The following is a 16,769-nucleotide window of genomic DNA, read 5'->3' on the forward strand; positions in this document are numbered from 1 at the left end:
CCCTAGAGCGTACGGAGCAGCACCGCGGGCTGTTCCACGCAGTCCGCGACGTGCCGCATGAAGCCGCCCGCTGTGCCGCCGTCGCACACCCTGTGATCGAAGGTGAACGACAGCTGCACGACCCGGCGCACGGCCAGCTGCCCCTCGTGGACCCACGGCTTCTCGGCGATCCGGCCCACGCCGAGCATCGCTGCCTCGGGGTGGTTGATGATCGGGGTCGAGCCGTCGACGCCGAAGACGCCGTAGTTGTTCAGGGTGAAGGTGCCGCCGGTCATGTCGCCCGGCTTGAGGGTGCCGTCGCGGGCGGACCCGGTGAGCCGGGCGAGCTCCTCGCTGAGCCCGACGGCGTCGAGGGTGTGCGCGTTCCGTACGACCGGGACGACGAGCCCCCGCGGGGTCTGCGCGGCGAAGCCGAGATGCACCGCCGAGTGGCGCACCACTTCGCCGGCCTCGGTGTCGACGGTGGCGTTGAGGTCCGGGAAGCGGGCGAGTGCCGCCGTGCAGATGCGGGCGAGCAGGGCCAGCAGGGAGACCTTGGGGGCGCCCCGGGCCTCCAGGGACGGCGAGTTCATCGCCCTGCGGGCGGCGAGCAGTTCGGTGGCGTCGGCGTCGACCCAGCACGTCGCGTCGGGGATCTCCCGGCGGCTGCGGGACATCTTGTCGGCGACGGTGCGGCGGAATCCGGTCAGCGGGATACGGGTGACCGTCTCTTGCGCCGCGTGTGCCGCCGGGGCGGCGGGGCGTGCCTCGGGCAGGGGGGCGGGCTGCGCCTGCGGCTGCGGCTGGGCCTGTGGTGCCGGCGGTGCCGGCTGGGCGGGCGGCGCCGTGCGGGAGCGTGCCGCCCGCTCGACGTCCGCGCGGAGGATCAGCCCGTCGGGGCCCGAGCCGGTGACGCCGCGCAGGTCGAGACCGTGTTCCCGGGCCACCCGCCGCACGAGCGGGGAGATGACCGGGACCGGACCCTGCCGCACCGCCCTGGGAGTCGGCGGCGCGGCAGGAGCCGGGGCAGAGGACGGGGCCGACGCAGCGGCGGAACCGGCGCGGAAGCCGTCCACAGGGCGCGCACGGCGACGGCGGCCCGCGGGGGCTGCCGTGCCGTAGCCGACCAGCACGTTTCCGGAGCTCTCCGCGGCGGCGCCGGCGCTCCTGTCCGACCCCGCGCCCCTGTCCGTCCCGCGGGCGGTGCCCGTCCCGTGTGCGGTGCCCGTTCCGTTTGCGGTGGCGGCACCCGCCACGGCGTCCGATGCTGCGCCGGCATCCGCCTCACCGTCCGTCCCCGTGCGGGGCGCGGCCGGCGGTGCCCCGTCCTGCGGTGCGCCCACGGCGACCGTCAACAGGGGTGCCCCGACCGGGATTTCCGTGCCCTCGTCGCCGTAGCGGGCCGTGACGACGCCGCCGTAGGGGCAGGGAACGTCCACGAGCGCCTTGGCCGTCTCGACCTCGACGACGGACTGGTCCACCGCCACGACGTCGCCGACGGACACGAGCCACCGCACGACGGTGGCTTCCGTCAGTCCTTCCCCCAGGTCGGGGAGGGTGAACTCCCGTACGGAGGCCATCAGCCGACCCCTTCCCCGGCACCCACGGGCCCCTCGCCCTCACGCCACTCGCTCTCCCACTGGAGCCTCGCGACGGCGTCCAGCACCCGGTCCACGTCCGGCAGATGATGCCGCTCCAGCATCGGCGGCGGATACGGGATGTCGAAGCCCGCGACGCGCAGCACCGGCGCCTCCAGATAGTGGAAGCAGCGCTCGCTCACGCGTGCCGCCACCTCCGCGCCCGGCCCGGCGAAACCCGTCGACTCGTGCACGACCACGGCCCGGCCGGTGCGCCGCACGGAGGCCACGACCGTCTCCTCGTCGAACGGGACCAGCGACCGCAGGTCGACGACCTCCAGCTCCAGGCCCTCGTCCCGCGCGGCGGCCTCGGCGGCGTCCATGCAGACGGGCAGCGACGGGCCGTAGGTGATGAGGGTCGCCGAGGTGCCCGGGCGGCGGACCACGGCGCGGCCGATGCCGGGCACGTCCTGCGGCTCCTGCGGCGACCAGTCGTCCTTGCCCCAGTACAGCCGCTTCGGCTCCAGGAAGATCACCGGGTCGTCGCTCGCGATGGAGCGGCGCAGCAGCCCGTACGCGTCGGCGACCGTCGCCGGTGTGACGACGTGCAGCCCGGGCGTGGCCATGTAGTACGCCTCGGAGGAGTCGCTGTGGTGCTCGACGCCGCCGATTCCGCCGCCGTAGGGCACCCGGACGGTCAGCGGCATGGGAAGGGCGCCGCGCGTGCGGTTCCGCATCCGCGAGATGTGCGAGACCAGCTGCTCGAAGCCGGGGTACGCGAAGGCGTCGAACTGCATCTCGACCACCGGCCGCATGCCGTACATGGCCATGCCGACGGCCGTGCCGAGGATGCCCGCCTCGGCGAGCGGGGTGTCGGTGCAGCGGTTCTCCCCGAACTCCGCCGCCAGGCCGTCGGTCACCCGGAAGACACCGCCGAGCTTGCCGACGTCCTCACCGAAGACGTGCACGTCCGGGTCGGCGGCCATGGCGTCGCGCAGTGCGCGGTTGAGGGCCTGCGCCATCGTGGACGGCTTGCGTGCCGGCTCGCGCGGCGGCTGCGCACCGGGCTGCAACGACGTGCCCGTCGCTGTGCTCATTTCCGGCTCCCCCGTTCGTCTGTGTGCACCTGCTCGTGGGCGTTCCGGTCGCCCGCCGGGGGCTCCTCGGCCCCGGCGGCGTCGAGCTCGGCGCGCAGTCCCTCCGCCTGCTGGTCCAACTGCGCCGTCCTGTGGGCGAAGACGTGGTCGAAGAGGTCCATCGGGCGCAACTCCGGCTCCCGGTGCATGCGCTCGCGCAGGTCGCCCGCCATCCGCTCCGCCTCTTCCCGGGCCTTCTCCGCGCCGGCGTCGTCCAGGAGACCTCGGGAGCGCAGCTCCTGCTCCATCAGCACGAGCGGGTCGTGCTCGCGCCAGGCCTCCACCTCGGAGTTCTCCCGGTAGCGGGTGGCGTCGTCGGCGTTGGTGTGTGCGTCGAGGCGGTACGTCACGGCCTCGACGAGGCAGGGGCCCTCGCCCCTGCGGGCCCGCTCCACGGCGTCCGTGAGCACATGGTGCATGGCTGCCGCGTCGTTGCCGTCGACGAGTCGGCCGGGCATTCCGTAGCCGACGGCCTTGTGCGCGAGGGACGGCGCGGCCGTCTGCTTCGCCAGCGGCACGGAGATCGCGAAGCCGTTGTTCTGCACGAGGAAGACGACGGGCGCCTGCCACACGGCGGCGAAGTTGAGGGCCTCGTGGAAGTCGCCCTCGCTGGTGCCTCCGTCGCCGACCATGGCGAGCGCGACGACGTCGTCGCCCTTGAGGCGGGCTGCGTGGGCCAGGCCCACCGCGTGCGGAAGCTGAGTCGCCAGGGGGGTGCTGAGCGGGGCGACGCGGCTGCTGCGCGGGTCGTATCCGCTGTGCCAGTCGCCGCGGAGCAGCGAGAGCACGGCGACCGGGTCCAGGCCGCGGGCGACGGCCGCGAGGGTGTCCCGGTAGCTGGGGAAGAGCCAGTCCTGCTCGCGGAGGGCCAGCGCCGCCGCGACCTCGGAGGCCTCCTGTCCCGTGGAGGAGGGGTAGACGGCGAGGCGGCCCTGCTTGGTCAGAGCCGTGGCCTGCTCGTTGTACCGGCGGCCCCGCACCAGCTGTCCGTACAGCTCGATGAGCAGCGCGCCGTCGAGCTCCGCGCCCGTGCCGAGCAGCCGCAGCGGTTCCCGGTCGGGCAGCAGGGGGGCCGGGTCCCGGCGGGGGCGCCAGGCCGGGGGTGGTGCGAGGTGGTAGGCACCGGACTGCTCGAGGACGGTCATGGGTGAGCACCTCACTCGCTGGGGGCCGGTTGCTGGAGCCGGGGCCTGTCCGGGGGCGGGTCACCGGACAGGCCCCGATGGGCGGAGGCGTGTTGCTGCACTCCCCTACCGATTGTTCGGTTGACGGCACATTTTGGCTACAGGCGGCGTCAGGCTGTGGACAAGTTGAGCGACCGTGCGTTCGATGGAGGCAAGACGTCCAGTGAGGGGAGGCCGCAGGGCATGCCGGACGGACAGATTGCCGGTCCGGCCGGCGATCCCGACGGCGCCGGCGGGGCCGAGCCGGAAGGGCTGGAAGTCCGTCCCCCGGTCCGTCCCCTCGACTCCGTCGACAGAGCCATACTGCGGCTGCTGCGGGCGGACGGCCGGATGTCCGTACGCGCGCTGGCGGAACAGGCCCACATCTCCCGCGCGAACGCCTACGCGCGCATCGGCCGTCTGGTCGACGACGGAGTGATCCGTGGCTTCAGCGCCCGCATCGACGAGGAACGGGCGGGGCAGGGCGCCTCCGCGTACATCACGCTCAAGATCGTGCAGGGCTCGTGGCGCAGCGTCCGCGAGAAGCTTCTGCGGCTGCCGGGGGCCGCCCACATGGCGCTGGTCAGCGGAGACTTCGACGTGCTACTGCTGGTGCACACGGCCGACAACAGGTCGCTGCGCGAACTGGTGCTCACGCGGATCCATTCGATCCCCGAGGTGATCAGCACGCGGACGCTGCTGGTCTTCGAGGAGACCCACCTGGAGCCGGACATCTGACGCCCGGCGGGCCCGGCGGACGCCCACGGCGATCTTGCGCCGGCGGCGCACGCGTCATTACCCTTCGGTAATTTTCCGTCCGCGGTCACCCCGGCCGCGGACCGCCGGAGCGAAAGGTCACCCATGACGGCCAGGGAGCACTCACCGGACGCGAGCGGCGGTCCCGCCCGCCCCGGCGCCGGGGCACACGCAGGTGCGGGCAGGTCCTGGTGGGGGTGGGGACGCACCGACCAGGCCCTGCCCGACAGCGAGTGCCGGGCTCTCGCCGCGCTGCTCCCCGGCCTCCCGGAGGAGCCGCTTCCGGTTCCGGGGACCGGGGAGCTGACCATGGCGTCGCCGCGGATCCGGGCGCCCGGCGCGCTCGCGCATCTGGTCTCGGACGGGCCGGCGGACCGCGCAGCCCACACCTACGGCAAGGCCTACCGGGACGTCGTACGCGCGCTGCACGGCGACATGGCCGCCGCACCCGACCTCGTCGCCCACCCGCGCACCGAGACCGAACTGGTGGACCTGCTCGACTGGGCGGGCACGGCGGACGTGGCCGTCATCCCCTACGGCGGCGGCAGTTCGGTCACGGGCGGGGTCGAGTACCGCGGCGGCGACCACGCCGGGGTGCTCTCCCTCGACCTGTCCGCCATGGACCGGGTGCTGGAGGTGGACACCACCAGCAGGGCCGCCCGCATCCAGGCCGGCGTGTTCGGGCCCTCGCTCGAGGACCAGCTCCGCGGGCACGGCGGGGGGCTGACGCTGCGCCACTTCCCGCAGAGCTTCGAGTTCTCCACGCTGGGGGGCTGGCTGGCCACCCGCGCCGGTGGCCACTACGCCACCCTGTACACGCACATCGACGACCTCGTCGAGTCGATGCGCGTGGTCACCCCGGCCGGCGTCTGCGATTCGTGGCGGCTGCCCGGCTCGGGCGCGGGCCCGTCCCCCGACCGGCTCTTCCTGGGCTCGGAGGGGACCCTCGGCGTGATCACCGAGGCGTGGATGCGGCTGCAGGACCGTCCCGTGCACAAGGCGTCCGCCGCCGTGCGCTTCGCCGCGTTCGCGGACGCCGTCGAGGCCGTGCGCGCCATCGCGCAGGCCGGGCTCAACCCCGCCAACTGCAGGCTGCTCGACCCGGGTGAGGCGGCCCTCGCCGGCGCCGCGCAGGACGCGGAGAGCGTGCTCGTCCTCGGCGTGGAGTCCGCGCACCACCCGGTGGACGGGCGGCTCGCGGAGCTGTGCGCCCTCGCCCGCGACCACGGCGGCACGGTCGGCGATCCCGGCGGCAGCGGCGGCAGCGGGACCGAGGCGGGCGAGGGGGACGCCGTGGGCGCCTGGCGGTCGGCCTTCCTGCGCATGCCGTACCTGCGGGACGGGCTGGCGCGGATGAGCGCCATCACCGAGACGTTCGAGACGGCGTGCACCTGGGACCGGTTCACCGGCCTCTACGAAGCCGTACGCGCCGGAATCGGGGCCGCGGTGGAGGAGGTCACGGGCAGCCCGGGGCTCGTCAACTGCCGCCTGACGCACGTCTATCCGGACGGCGCCGCCCCGTACTTCACGGTGATCGCCACGGGCCGCCGCGGCGCGGAGGCCGCGATGTGGGACGAGATCAAGAGCGCGGCCATGGAGATCCTCGTGCGGCACGGCGCGAGCGTCACCCACCATCACGCCGTCGGCAGGGACCACAGGCCGGGCTACGACCGTCAGCGCCCCGAACCCTTCGCCCTCGCGCTGAGGGCCGCCAAGTCGGCGCTCGACCCGCGGGGCATCCTCAATCCGGGCGTCCTCGTCGACACGCAGCCCCGGGAGCGCGGCTGACGCGGGACCGGGCAGGACCGGGCGGCCCGGCCCCGGTGGCGCGGTCCGGCCGCCCCGCCCCCGGCGCCGGAACCGGGGCGGCGCCGCTGCCGGCAGGCCTGGGTGCGGGCGTCGTGGGGCCGTCGGACGGGCGTCGTCAGCTGCGCAGGCCGGCGAAGGCGACGCGTACGACGGCCTCTGCGACCTCGTCGCTGGTGGCGGTGCCGCCGCGGCCGGCGCGCGAGGGCCGGTACCACTCCACGATGGAGTTGATCATGCCGAAGAGGAGCCTGGTCGCCAGCCTGATCTCGACGTCGCCGCGCAGGTCGCCGTCCGCCGCGGCCTGCTTCAGCAGCTCGGAGACGCGGTGGTCGAACTCGCGGCGGCGCGCCATCGCCCACCGCTCGGTGTCGGTGTTGCCGCGTACGCGCAGCAGCAGCGTCACGTAGGGCAGCTCCGCCATGAGCACCTCGACCGTGCGGCGCGTGACGTGTTCGAGCCGGTCGATCGCGCGGCCCTCGCGCGCACGCGGCTCGTCGAGGACGCCGAAGAGCCCGTTGAGGGCGCGGTTTATGGCCCGGCGCAGCAGCTCCTCCTTGCCGCGCACGTGGTGGTAGATCGACGATTTCGAGATGCCGGCGGCCTGCGACAGGTGCTCCATCGAGGTGCCGTCGTAACCGCGCTCGATGAACACCTCCACGGCGACTTTCAGCAGCGAATCGGGCGTGTAGGTGTCGCGCTTGACCGGCATGCGGCCGATGCTATCCGCGTTGTCCACAGGCTCACCTTCCCCCTTGCACCGACCGATCGTTCGGTTGCAGTATCTACCTGTCGCCGCAGGACCGACAGCCCGTGCAGCCGTGCAAGGGCCTGCCCGGCCGTGCACATCCAGCAGGCCCGGGCAGGCGATGCGGCGCAGGACAGCGCCAGCCACCCAGCCCCCAGCCCGACGAGGAGTTGGTCGTTCGTGACCGCACCCGTGACCACATCCGCGACCCCGGCCGGCAGTCCCCCGCTCTCCGCGGCCGGGCTGCTCGAGAGGCACAGTCCCACTCTCGACCGTGCTCTGGAGGCGATCGGCAGCCGCGACTACTGGTCGCCGCACCCCGAGCACCCCAAGGCGTACGGGGAGGACTCGGCCATCGCGGGCTCGCTGAGCGCCGGACAGGGCCAGGCCGCCTTCGACGCGCTGCGCGGCGGCCGCTTCGAGATCGACGGGCAGCCGGGCACGGCGGGCCCGCAGGGCGGCTGGGTCTCGACCGAAGTCTCCCCCTACGGACTCGAGTTGGGCATCGAGTACCCACGTCCCGACCTCGACGTGCTGCTGCCCGAGATGCGCAAGGCGATGCCGGCGTGGCGCGAGGCGGGCCCCAGGCTGCGGGCGGCGGTGTGCCTGGAGATCCTGGCCCGGATCAGCGCCCGTACGCACGAGTTCGCGCACGCGGTGATGCACACCAGCGGGCAGGCCTTCATGATGGCCTTCCAGGCGGGCGGCCCGCATGCCCAGGACCGCGGCATGGAGGCCGTGGCCTACGCGTACGCGGAGCAGGTCCGCACTCCCGAGGCGGCGGCATGGTCCAAGCCGCAGGGCAAGCGTGAGCCCCTCGAACTCAGCAAGCGGTTCACGGCGGTCGGCCGTGGCGTCTCGCTGCTGATCGGCTGCAACACCTTCCCCACCTGGAACGGCTACCCGGGCTTCTTCGCCTCCCTCGCCACGGGCAATCCGGTGCTGGTGAAGCCCCACCCTCGTGCCGTGCTGCCGCTGGCACTGACGGTGCGCATCGCCCGCGAGGTGCTGACGGAGGCCGGCTTCGAGGCGAACCTCGTGGCGCTCGCCGCCGAGCGGGAGGGCGAGGGCATCGCGAAGGACCTGGCGGTCCGTCCCGAGATCCGCATCATCGACTACACGGGTTCGACGTCCTTCGGCGACTGGCTGGAGAGCAACGCCCGCCAGGCCCGCGTCTTCACCGAGAAGGCGGGGGTCAACACGGTGGTCATCGACTCCACCGACGACTACAAGGGCATGCTGGGCAATCTCGCCTTCTCGCTCTCGCTCTACAGCGGACAGATGTGCACCACCCCGCAGAATCTGCTGATCCCGCGGAACGGCATCAGCACCGACGCCGGCGAGAAGTCCTACGACGAGGTGGTCGCCGATCTGGCCACCGCAGTGGGCAAGTTGCTCGGCGACGACGCCCGTGCGAACGCGATCCTGGGCGCCATCGTCAACCAACAGGTGCGTGAGCGCGTCGAGTCGGCCGCTTCGCTGGGCGAAGTGGCCCTGGAATCACGGTCGATCGAGAACGCGGACTTTCCCGGGGCGCAGGTGCGCACGCCCGTCATCGTCAAGCTGGACTCCGCGAAGCCGGAGTCGCAGGCGGCGTGCTTCTCGGAGTGCTTCGGTCCGGTCTCTTTCGCGGTCGCCGTCGACTCGACCGAGGACGCTGTGGCGCTGCTGCGGCGAACGGTGCGTGAGAAGGGCGCGATGACGGTCGGTGCCTACACCACGTCGCCGGTCGCCGAGCGCCTCGTGGAGGACGCCTGCATGGACGAGTGCGCTCAGCTCTCCCTCAATCTCACCGGCGGGGTGTACGTCAACCAGACGGCGGCGTTTTCCGACTTCCACGGCTCCGGCGGCAATCCGGCCGCGAACGCGGCGCTGTGCGACACCGCCTTCGTCGCCGACCGCTTCCGGACCGTCGAGGTGCGCAGGCCGGCGGAGCCCGCGTCCGCCGACGGCTGACGCGCCGCTCGCAGAGAGAACGGGCAGCAGGAGCGGGCTGACAGAAGGGGGCGCCCGACGCACATGCGATGCGCGCCGGGCGCCCCCTGCCGGTTGGACGGCTCGACCGGCTCGTACCGGTTCGACCGGCTCGGTTCCGGCTGCGGTCGACTGGTGGTGCGGACCCGTCAGTCGCTGGGCTTGCCGGTGGAGACCGTCAGGTCGATCTTGTCCTCCTCCGGGTCCAGGTACTCGATGCCGTCCGGCGACTGCTCCAGGACCATGTTCTTGCCCCAGATGTTCTCGTCCTCGTGCGAGATCTCACCGAGCTTCCAGCCCGCCGCCTTGATGCACTTCTTCACCGAGTCCAGGTTCTTGTAGGTGAAGTCGGGGACGATCTTCTTGTCCCTGTCCGAGTAGCTGTCAGGTGCGTCCGTGCACCGGCGGGTTTCGATGGTCTTGGACTTGTCCTCGGGCTTGAAACCGTTGACCCCGCCGTCTTCGGCGGTTGCGCTGGGCTCGGCTTCAGGCGTGACCCTGTCAGCGGATTCGGTGGGAATGGGCTTGGCCTCGGGGTCGTCGTCGTTCCCGCCCTGCGCGAGCACCAGCGCCATGATCACCGCGGTGAGCACGACGGCCACCGCGATCACCGAACCGACGATCAGCGGGGTGTTGTTCTTGCGCCCGCCACCGCCGCCGGCCGGCTGCGGGGAGACCGTGTACGGCGGGGGCGTGTGCTGCCCTGCGCCCTGCTGCAGGCCGTACGGCGTGCCCGGCGCGTACTGGCCCATCGGAGCGGTGCTGGGCGGCGGAGGCGTGGAGGGCCCGAACGCGCCGTACTGCTGCAGCGGATAGGGCTGCTGCGCTCCGGGCGGCGGCGGGGTGCCCTCGCCCACCTGCGGGAAGACGGCATGCCCCACTCCCGCGCCGCTCTGCGCCGGCGGGCCGCCCTGGATGATGGAGGGAGCGCCGCCCGCGGTCTGCCGGGCGACGCGCCTGCACTCCTCGTTCATCGCCTCTGCGGAGTCGAAGCGCTCGTTCGGGTTCTTCCGCAGAGTGCGCGCGACCAGCGAGTCGACGGCCTGCGTCAGCGACTGGTTGATCGCCGACGGAGTGGGCGCCTCCTCCTGCACGTGCGCGTACGCGATGGCCAGCGGGGAGTCGGCGTCGAACGGCAGCCGCCCGGTGAGCAGTTCGAAAAGCATGATGCCGACCGAGTAGAGGTCGGAACGCGCGTCCACGCCCCGCCCCAGGGCCTGTTCCGGCGACAGGTACTGCGGCGTGCCGACGACCATGCCGGTCTGCGTCATCGACGTGACACCGGACTGCATTGCCCGCGCGATGCCGAAGTCCATGACTTTGACGACGCCGCGCTTGGTGATCATCACGTTCCCGGGCTTGATGTCCCGGTGGACCAGCCCCATCTCGTGGCTGACCTCCAGGGCCGAGAGCACGTCGCCGGTGATCTTCAGCGCCTTCTCGGCGGGCATCGCCCCGAGGCTCGCTATGTCCTCGTCCAGCACGGAGCGCAGCGGCTCGCCCTCGACGTACTCCATGACGATGTACGGCACCATCGCGCCGTCGATCTCGTCCTCGCCGGAGTCGAAGACCGAGACGATGTTGGTGTGTGTGAGCTTCGCGACAGCCTGTGCCTCGCGGCGGAAGCGCTCGCGGAAGGACTGCTCACGGCCCAGCTCGGTGTGGAGGGTCTTGACCGCGACCTTGCGGTCGAGAACGGAGTCGTACGCGAGGTAGACGGAGGCCATGCCGCCGGCGCCGAGCAGACTCCGAAGCTGGAAACGGCCGTTCCCGACCGTGCGGCCCGCGTACTCCGCGTCTGCCTGTCCGCCGACGTCACTCATCTGACTGCTCCCCCTCGGCGGCATGCCCCCGCACAGTTTTTTCAGGGCAGATTTCAAGCCCCGGAAACTCCCTGATTCTTATACCCGCCCAAGTCTGCCGGAGGGCTCTGCCACGTCAAGCGCAGTGCCCGTTCCGTAATCGGATGCGTAACCTGCGGCCACAACTGTCACGGCTCTGCTGCACCGCGACTCTTGCGCCGGAAGTCCCGGTGTGCGTGACCGCACGCACGGGCCCCGGACCCCGTCCCGCCTGGCCTCCCGCCCGTCGCCTGCGAACTTGCCAGCCGGGTGCCGCAGCCGCTTGGATGGCTGATCCGGCACCGTCCATTCGACTTCCCCGAGCCTGTAGCCTCCAACGCGGGAGCGGGGTCATTCCGGCGTCCGGGCATGGGCCAAGGGTCAGGGGGTAGGGGCACCCGCGGCGACCCGGGGCATGACGGCATTTCGATCCACGGCGAGGACAGATGGCACAGACGCAGGCCGGCGGGGGTCCTTCGGACCCCGACGCCATGGGCGGCTCGATGGCCGAATCGCCGGAGCTGTGGGGGAACAACGGCCTTGTCGGTGACGGCCGCTACCGCCTCACGCACCGCCTCGGGCGCGGTGGCATGGCGGAGGTCTTCGCCGCCGAGGACCTGCGCCTGGGCCGTACGGTCGCGGTGAAGCTGCTGCGCTCCGACCTTGCCGAGGACCCGGTCTCCAAGGCCCGGTTCACGCGGGAGGCACAGTCCGTCGCGGGCCTCAACCACCATGCCGTCGTCGCGGTGTACGACTCCGGCGAGGAGACGATCGGCGGCAACGTCACGCCGTACATCGTGATGGAGCTGGTCGAGGGCCGTACGATCCGCGATCTGCTGATGAACGCCGAGGCGCCGCCGCCCGACCAGGCGCTGATCATCGTCTCCGGCGTCCTGGAAGCCCTGTCCTACAGCCACCAGCACGGCATCGTGCACCGCGACATCAAGCCGGCCAACGTCATCATCACCAACACCGGCGCGGTCAAGGTGATGGACTTCGGCATCGCGCGGGCGCTGCACGGCGCCTCCAACACCATGACGCAGACCGGCATGGTGATGGGCACGCCTCAGTACCTCTCTCCCGAGCAGGCCCTCGGCAAGACGGTCGACATCCGCTCCGACCTGTACGCCACCGGCTGTCTCCTCTACGAACTGCTCACGCTCAGACCGCCGTTCACGGGTGAGACGCCGCTGTCGGTCGTCTACCAGCACGTCCAGGACGAGGCGGCGCCGCCGTCCGAAGCCTCCGAGACCGTCCCTCCCGAGCTGGACGGCCTCGTCATGCGCGCTCTGGCGAAGGACCCGGACGACCGGTTCCAGAGCGCCGAGGAGATGCGCGGCCTCGCCCAGTTCGCGCTCCAGATGCTGAACGAGCAGGGCAGCCACACCGGCGGGGCGTGGAACACCGGCCCTGTCGCACACGCCGGCGCTTCGACTCCGGCGATGGGCGTCCCCGGCGCCGACGCCAGGCAGCACCCGGCGCACGGCGACACCTCGCAGCTGGGCCCGCCGATGCTGATGGGCGCGCCGGGCCGGGACGACGGAGGCTTCGAGGGCGGACCCCGGCGTGACGCGGGACGCGGCAAGGGCGTGCGGAACGCGTTCATCGCTCTCGTCGCCGTGATCGTGGCCGCGGCGGGCATCTACTTCGCGACGCTCTTCAACGACGGCGAGGGCGGCAACAAGACCAACCCGGGCTCGTCGACGACGGAGCCGAAGGACAAGAAGACCAAGGACGAGCCGACCCCGACGCCGACGGAGACCGAGGAGGAGCCGGGCACCACCACGGGCGACACCGGCGAGCAGACGCCCTCCCAGACGCCGTCGCAGACGACGCCGAGCGAGACCGAGAGCTCGCCCTCCGACGAGCCGACCGGAACCCCGAGCGAGACGGACTCCGGCAGCGGCGGCAACTCCGGCAGCGGCGGCGGCTCGGGCGGCCCGACCAGCACGCCCTCCGACACTCCGTCCGAGGACACCGGCGGTGCCGACGAGGGCGGCGACACCGGCACCGGAGGCGCCGAGCAGTGACCTGACCGGACGGGCCGGCCCTGCCGGCCTGTTCCGCCGGGGCCGTCGCGGCGGTTCCGGAGCGGGCGCGCGCGACCGGCAGGCTCCGCTGCGACCGGCAGGGCTCCGCGTCCGCGTCGGGTGCGGCTCAGCAGCCGGTCCGGTTCTGAGGTCCGGTTTCGGCGGTTCGCGTTCGGCGGTCCGGGGTCCGCAGTCCGGTTCAGCAGTCCGCCGGTCCGGTCCGGCAGCCCCGGGTCACCCTGCCGGCCCACCCGGCCCACCGGTGCGGCTCAGGAGCCCGGGTCGGCTCCCCCGCCGCCTCCCGCCCGGATGCGGGCGACGTACGCGGCCGCCTGGGACCTGCGTTCCATGCCGAGCTTCGAGAGCAGCTGCGAGACATAGTTCTTGATCGTTTTCTCGGCAGGTTCAGCTTGTCGCCGATGGCCCTGTTGGTCATGCCCGCGCCGATCAGGTCCAGGATGATGCGCTCCTGGCCGCTGAGCGAGGCCAGTCTGCCGTCGCCGTCCACATCCGCGCGGCCCGCACCCCGGCGCAGCCGTTCCACGACCCGGCGGGCGGCGTCCGGGCCGATCAGCGCCTTTCCGGCGGCGGCGTCCCGTACGGCCGACTGGAGTTCACTGCCGCGGATTCCCTTCAGCACGTAGCCGGAGGCCCCGGCGAGCACGGCATGCACGAGAGCCTCCTCGTCCGTGAAAGAGGTGAGGATCAGGCACGCGATGTCCGGGGCGCGGGAGCGCAGTTCACGGCAGACCTCGATGCCGCTGCCGTCCGGGAGGCGCACGTCGAGCAGCGCGACGTCGGGACGGGCGTCCGGGATGCGTTTCAGCGCGTCGGCCGCGTTGTCGGCCTCGCCGATGACCTCGATGCCGGATTCCGCCGAGAGCATCTCGTGCACACCCCGGCGGATCATCTCGTGGTCATCGAGCAGGAAGACAGTGATTTGCGTGCTTTCTTCCATTTTTTCAGTCTCACACACTGGTCTCCGCTCCGCCCTTCCCGCACTCTGGAGCCGCGGGATACCGTGCTTGGGACTTCCCCGCGCCGAAGGCGCAGGGAAGGGTCCACGAGGCCCGCGAGGCTGTGACCAGTGACGTCACTGATCCTTCAGCTGGGTCGGACTTCCGGTTCGTTTACTTGGAAATCCGAACAAAGTTGCAGGTCAGGGCGGCTTCATGCATGTATGGAGTTCTGGGAACTGCTTCAGCGGGCCTCAGCCTGGACATCTTCACCGTCCGGTTGCCGTCCGTGCCGCACCCACCCCGTGCGCCGTACGGGACCGGGCGAGCCTCCCTCCGCCCCGGGCGGGGGAACCCCAGGCCACCGGCGACCCCGGGGCCGGACAGAAGAGGAGCACACGTGACCGTGGAGAGCACTGCCGCGCGCAGCACGCCGCGCCGCAGCGGCGCCGGAGGCAAGCGCGACGCGAAGAGGACGGCTTCCGCGCCGGGCGACGCCGAGAGCACGACCGGGACGGCGGCGAAGGCGTCGAAGCCGGCAAAGACGGCGAAGACTGCGAAGCGTTCGAAGCCCGCCAGGACGGCCGGGACGGCGAAGGCGGCCAAGTCCGCCAAGCCCCGCGCCGGGGGCCCTGCCGCGAACGGATCCGCCGGCACCGAACTCGTACAGCTGCTGACCCCCGAGGGCGAACGCGTCGGACACCCCGACTACGACGTCGACCTGACCGCCGAGGAACTGCGCGGTCTGTACCGCGACATGGTCCTCACCCGGCGCTTCGACAGCGAGGCGACGTCCCTTCAGCGCCAGGGCGAACTCGGCCTGTGGGCCTCCCTGTTGGGTCAGGAAGCGGCGCAGATCGGCTCCGGGCGCGCGCTGCGTGACGACGACTACGTCTTCCCGACCTACCGCGAGCACGGCGTCGCATGGTGCCGCGGCGTCGACCCGACGAAGCTGCTCGGCATGTTCCGCGGCGTGAACAACGGCGGCTGGGACCCGGCGTCCAACAACTTCCACCTCTACACGATCGTCATCGGCTCCCAGACCCTGCACGCCACCGGTTACGCGATGGGCGTCAACCTGGACAGTGCCGACTCCGCGGTCATCGCCTACTTCGGCGACGGGGCCTCCTCGCAGGGCGACGTGGCCGAGGCGTTCACCTTCGCCGCCGTCTACAACGCTCCGGTCGTCTTCTTCTGCCAGAACAACCAGTGGGCGATCTCCGAGCCCGCCGAGCGCCAGTCCCGCGTGCCTCTCTACCAGCGCGCGGCCGGCTTCGGCTTCCCCGGCGTCCGCGTCGACGGCAACGACGTGCTGGCCTGCCTCGCCGTGACCCGCGCCGCCGTCGAGCGAGCGCGGAGCGGGCAGGGGCCCATGCTGGTCGAGGCGTTCACCTACCGGATGGGCGCCCACACCACCTCCGACGACCCGACCCGCTACCGCCGGGACGAGGAGCGTGTGGAGTGGGAGGCCAAGGACCCGATCGCGCGTCTGCGCGCGTACCTGGAGCGGTCCGGGCAGGCTGACGACGCGTTCTTCGCCTCCATCGAGGAGGAGAGCGACGCCATGGGCAAGCACGTGCGCGAGGCGATCCGCACCATGCCCGATCCGGACACCATGGCGATTTTCGAGAACGTCTACGCGGACGGTCACGCGCTGGTCGACGAGGAGCGCGCCCAGTTCGCCGAGTACCTCGCGTCGTTCGCGGACCCAGTCGACTCAGCCGATTCCGCAGGGGAGGGCCGCTGACATGGCCGCTGCCGCTACTTCGACCGCTTCGAACGCCTCCAGCCCGGCCGCGTCCGCCACCCCGGACGTGCGGAAGATGCCGATCGCCAAGGCGCTCAACGAATCCCTGCGCACCGCGATGGAGAACGACCCGAAGGTCCTGGTCATGGGGGAGGACGTCGGCAAGCTCGGCGGCGTCTTCCGCATCACGGACGGCCTTCAGAAGGACTTCGGCGAGCAGCGGGTCATCGACACCCCGCTCGCGGAGTCGGGCATCGTCGGCACCGCCATCGGGCTGGCGCTGCGCGGCTACCGCCCCGTCGTGGAGATCCAGTTCGACGGTTTCGTCTTCCCCGCGTACGACCAGATCGTCACGCAGCTCGCGAAGATGCACGCCCGCGCACTGGGCAAGATCAAGCTGCCCGTCGTCATCCGCATCCCGTACGCGGGCGGCATCGGCGCCGTCGAGCACCACAGCGAATCCCCGGAGGCGCTGTTCGCGCACGTCGCCGGCCTCAAGTGCGTCTCGCCGTCGAACGCTTCGGACGCCTACTGGATGATGCGTCAGGCCGTCGAGAGCGACGACCCCGTCGTCTTCTTCGAGCCCAAGCGCCGCTACTGGGACAAGGGCGAGGTCGACGTCACCGCCATCCCGGCGCCGCTGCACGCGGCGCGCGTGGCACGCCGGGGCACCGACGTCACGCTGGCCGCCTACGGACCGATGGTGAAGACGTGCCTGGAGGTGGCGGCCGCGGCGCAGGAGGAGGGACACTCCCTCGAAGTGGTCGACATGCGTTCGATGTCGCCGATCGACTTCGACACCATCCAGAAGTCGGTCGAGAGGACCGGGAGGCTTGTGGTGGTGCACGAGGCACCCGTATTCCTGGGAACAGGGTCGGAGGTGGCAGCCAGGATCACGGAGCGGTGCTTCTACCACCTGGAGGCTCCGGTGCTGCGCGTGGGAGGCTTCCACGCGCCGTATCCGCCGGCCCGGTTGGAGGACGAGTACCTTCCGGGGCTCGACCGGGTGCTCGATGCCGTCGACCGCGTGCTGGCGTACTGAGGAGAGTCGTGACG

At 71.8% G+C, this 16,769-nt stretch carries 11 protein-coding genes and 1 pseudogene; 6 read left to right on the forward strand and 6 right to left on the reverse strand.

The genetic code is table 11. The annotated features are described in order from the left end of the window. Window positions 1-2 precede the first annotated feature (2 nt). From H180DRAFT_RS05510 to pdhA (H180DRAFT_RS05520), 3 genes are read right to left on the reverse strand one after another with little or no spacing between them, the layout of a single operon-like run. Entirely contained in the window at window positions 3-1,559 is a 1,557-nt protein-coding gene (locus tag H180DRAFT_RS05510; protein WP_055484815.1) for a dihydrolipoamide acetyltransferase family protein, read from the reverse strand. Beyond that, window positions 1,559-2,653: an alpha-ketoacid dehydrogenase subunit beta gene (locus tag H180DRAFT_RS05515; protein ID WP_055484816.1), complete on the reverse strand. Its 1,095-nt coding sequence runs from the start codon at window positions 2,651-2,653 to the stop codon at window positions 1,559-1,561. The genes H180DRAFT_RS05510 and H180DRAFT_RS05515 overlap by 1 nt, the downstream gene beginning before the upstream one ends. After that, complete coding sequence (gene pdhA, locus H180DRAFT_RS05520) at window positions 2,650-3,837, reverse strand: pyruvate dehydrogenase (acetyl-transferring) E1 component subunit alpha (RefSeq protein WP_055484817.1); 1,188 nt, start codon at window positions 3,835-3,837, stop codon at window positions 2,650-2,652. Before pdhA (H180DRAFT_RS05520) ends, H180DRAFT_RS05515 begins: the two co-directional genes overlap by 4 nt. A 222-nt stretch (window positions 3,838-4,059) precedes the next feature. On the opposite strand from pdhA (H180DRAFT_RS05520), the gene H180DRAFT_RS05525 reads away from it, so the two are divergent. Together H180DRAFT_RS05525 and H180DRAFT_RS05530 are read left to right on the forward strand one after the other, a co-directional pair. Next, a complete protein-coding gene (locus H180DRAFT_RS05525) occupies window positions 4,060-4,593 on the forward strand; it encodes an Lrp/AsnC family transcriptional regulator (protein ID WP_055484818.1) in 534 nt (177 codons plus the stop codon). Between the two features lie 123 nt (window positions 4,594-4,716). After that, on the forward strand, window positions 4,717-6,399 hold the full coding sequence (locus H180DRAFT_RS05530; RefSeq protein WP_055484819.1) for an FAD-binding oxidoreductase: 1,683 nt from the start codon (window positions 4,717-4,719) through the stop codon (window positions 6,397-6,399). Between the two features lie 136 nt (window positions 6,400-6,535). Here the strand turns inward: H180DRAFT_RS05530 and H180DRAFT_RS05535 are convergent, their stop codons facing one another. Then, window positions 6,536-7,129: a TetR/AcrR family transcriptional regulator gene (locus H180DRAFT_RS05535; protein ID WP_055484937.1), complete on the reverse strand. Its 594-nt coding sequence runs from the start codon at window positions 7,127-7,129 to the stop codon at window positions 6,536-6,538. A 228-nt stretch (window positions 7,130-7,357) separates the two neighbouring features. Here H180DRAFT_RS05535 and paaN point away from each other — a divergent pair, with 228 nt between their 5' ends. Continuing rightward, entirely contained in the window at window positions 7,358-9,121 is a 1,764-nt protein-coding gene (paaN, locus tag H180DRAFT_RS05540; protein WP_055484938.1) for a phenylacetic acid degradation protein PaaN, read from the forward strand. A gap of 167 nt (window positions 9,122-9,288) precedes the next feature. Here paaN and H180DRAFT_RS05545 read toward each other — a convergent pair whose 3' ends face one another. Continuing rightward, entirely contained in the window at window positions 9,289-10,962 is a 1,674-nt protein-coding gene (locus H180DRAFT_RS05545) for a protein kinase domain-containing protein (RefSeq protein WP_055484820.1), read from the reverse strand. Window positions 10,963-11,426: 464 nt separating this feature from the next. Here H180DRAFT_RS05545 and H180DRAFT_RS05550 point away from each other — a divergent pair, with 464 nt between their 5' ends. After that, on the forward strand, window positions 11,427-13,010 hold the full coding sequence (locus tag H180DRAFT_RS05550; protein WP_055484821.1) for a protein kinase domain-containing protein: 1,584 nt from the start codon (window positions 11,427-11,429) through the stop codon (window positions 13,008-13,010). Window positions 13,011-13,279: 269 nt separating this feature from the next. Here the strand turns inward: H180DRAFT_RS05550 and H180DRAFT_RS05555 are convergent. Then, window positions 13,280-13,968 (reverse strand): annotated as a pseudogene (locus H180DRAFT_RS05555) (response regulator). 398 nt (window positions 13,969-14,366) lie between these two features. Between H180DRAFT_RS05555 and pdhA (H180DRAFT_RS05560) the strand changes: the two are divergent. Next, window positions 14,367-15,713: a pyruvate dehydrogenase (acetyl-transferring) E1 component subunit alpha gene (pdhA, locus tag H180DRAFT_RS05560; RefSeq protein ID WP_055484822.1), complete on the forward strand. Its 1,347-nt coding sequence runs from the start codon at window positions 14,367-14,369 to the stop codon at window positions 15,711-15,713. A 76-nt stretch (window positions 15,714-15,789) separates the two neighbouring features. Beyond that, window positions 15,790-16,755 carry an alpha-ketoacid dehydrogenase subunit beta gene (locus H180DRAFT_RS05565; RefSeq protein WP_055484939.1) on the forward strand — a complete coding sequence of 322 codons (966 nt, stop codon included), beginning with the start codon at window positions 15,790-15,792 and terminating at the stop codon, window positions 16,753-16,755. Window positions 16,756-16,769: the final 14 nt, after the last annotated feature.

It is taken from the genome of Streptomyces sp. WMMB 322 (genome assembly GCF_900090145.1).
Taxonomy (GTDB): domain Bacteria; phylum Actinomycetota; class Actinomycetes; order Streptomycetales; family Streptomycetaceae; genus Streptomyces.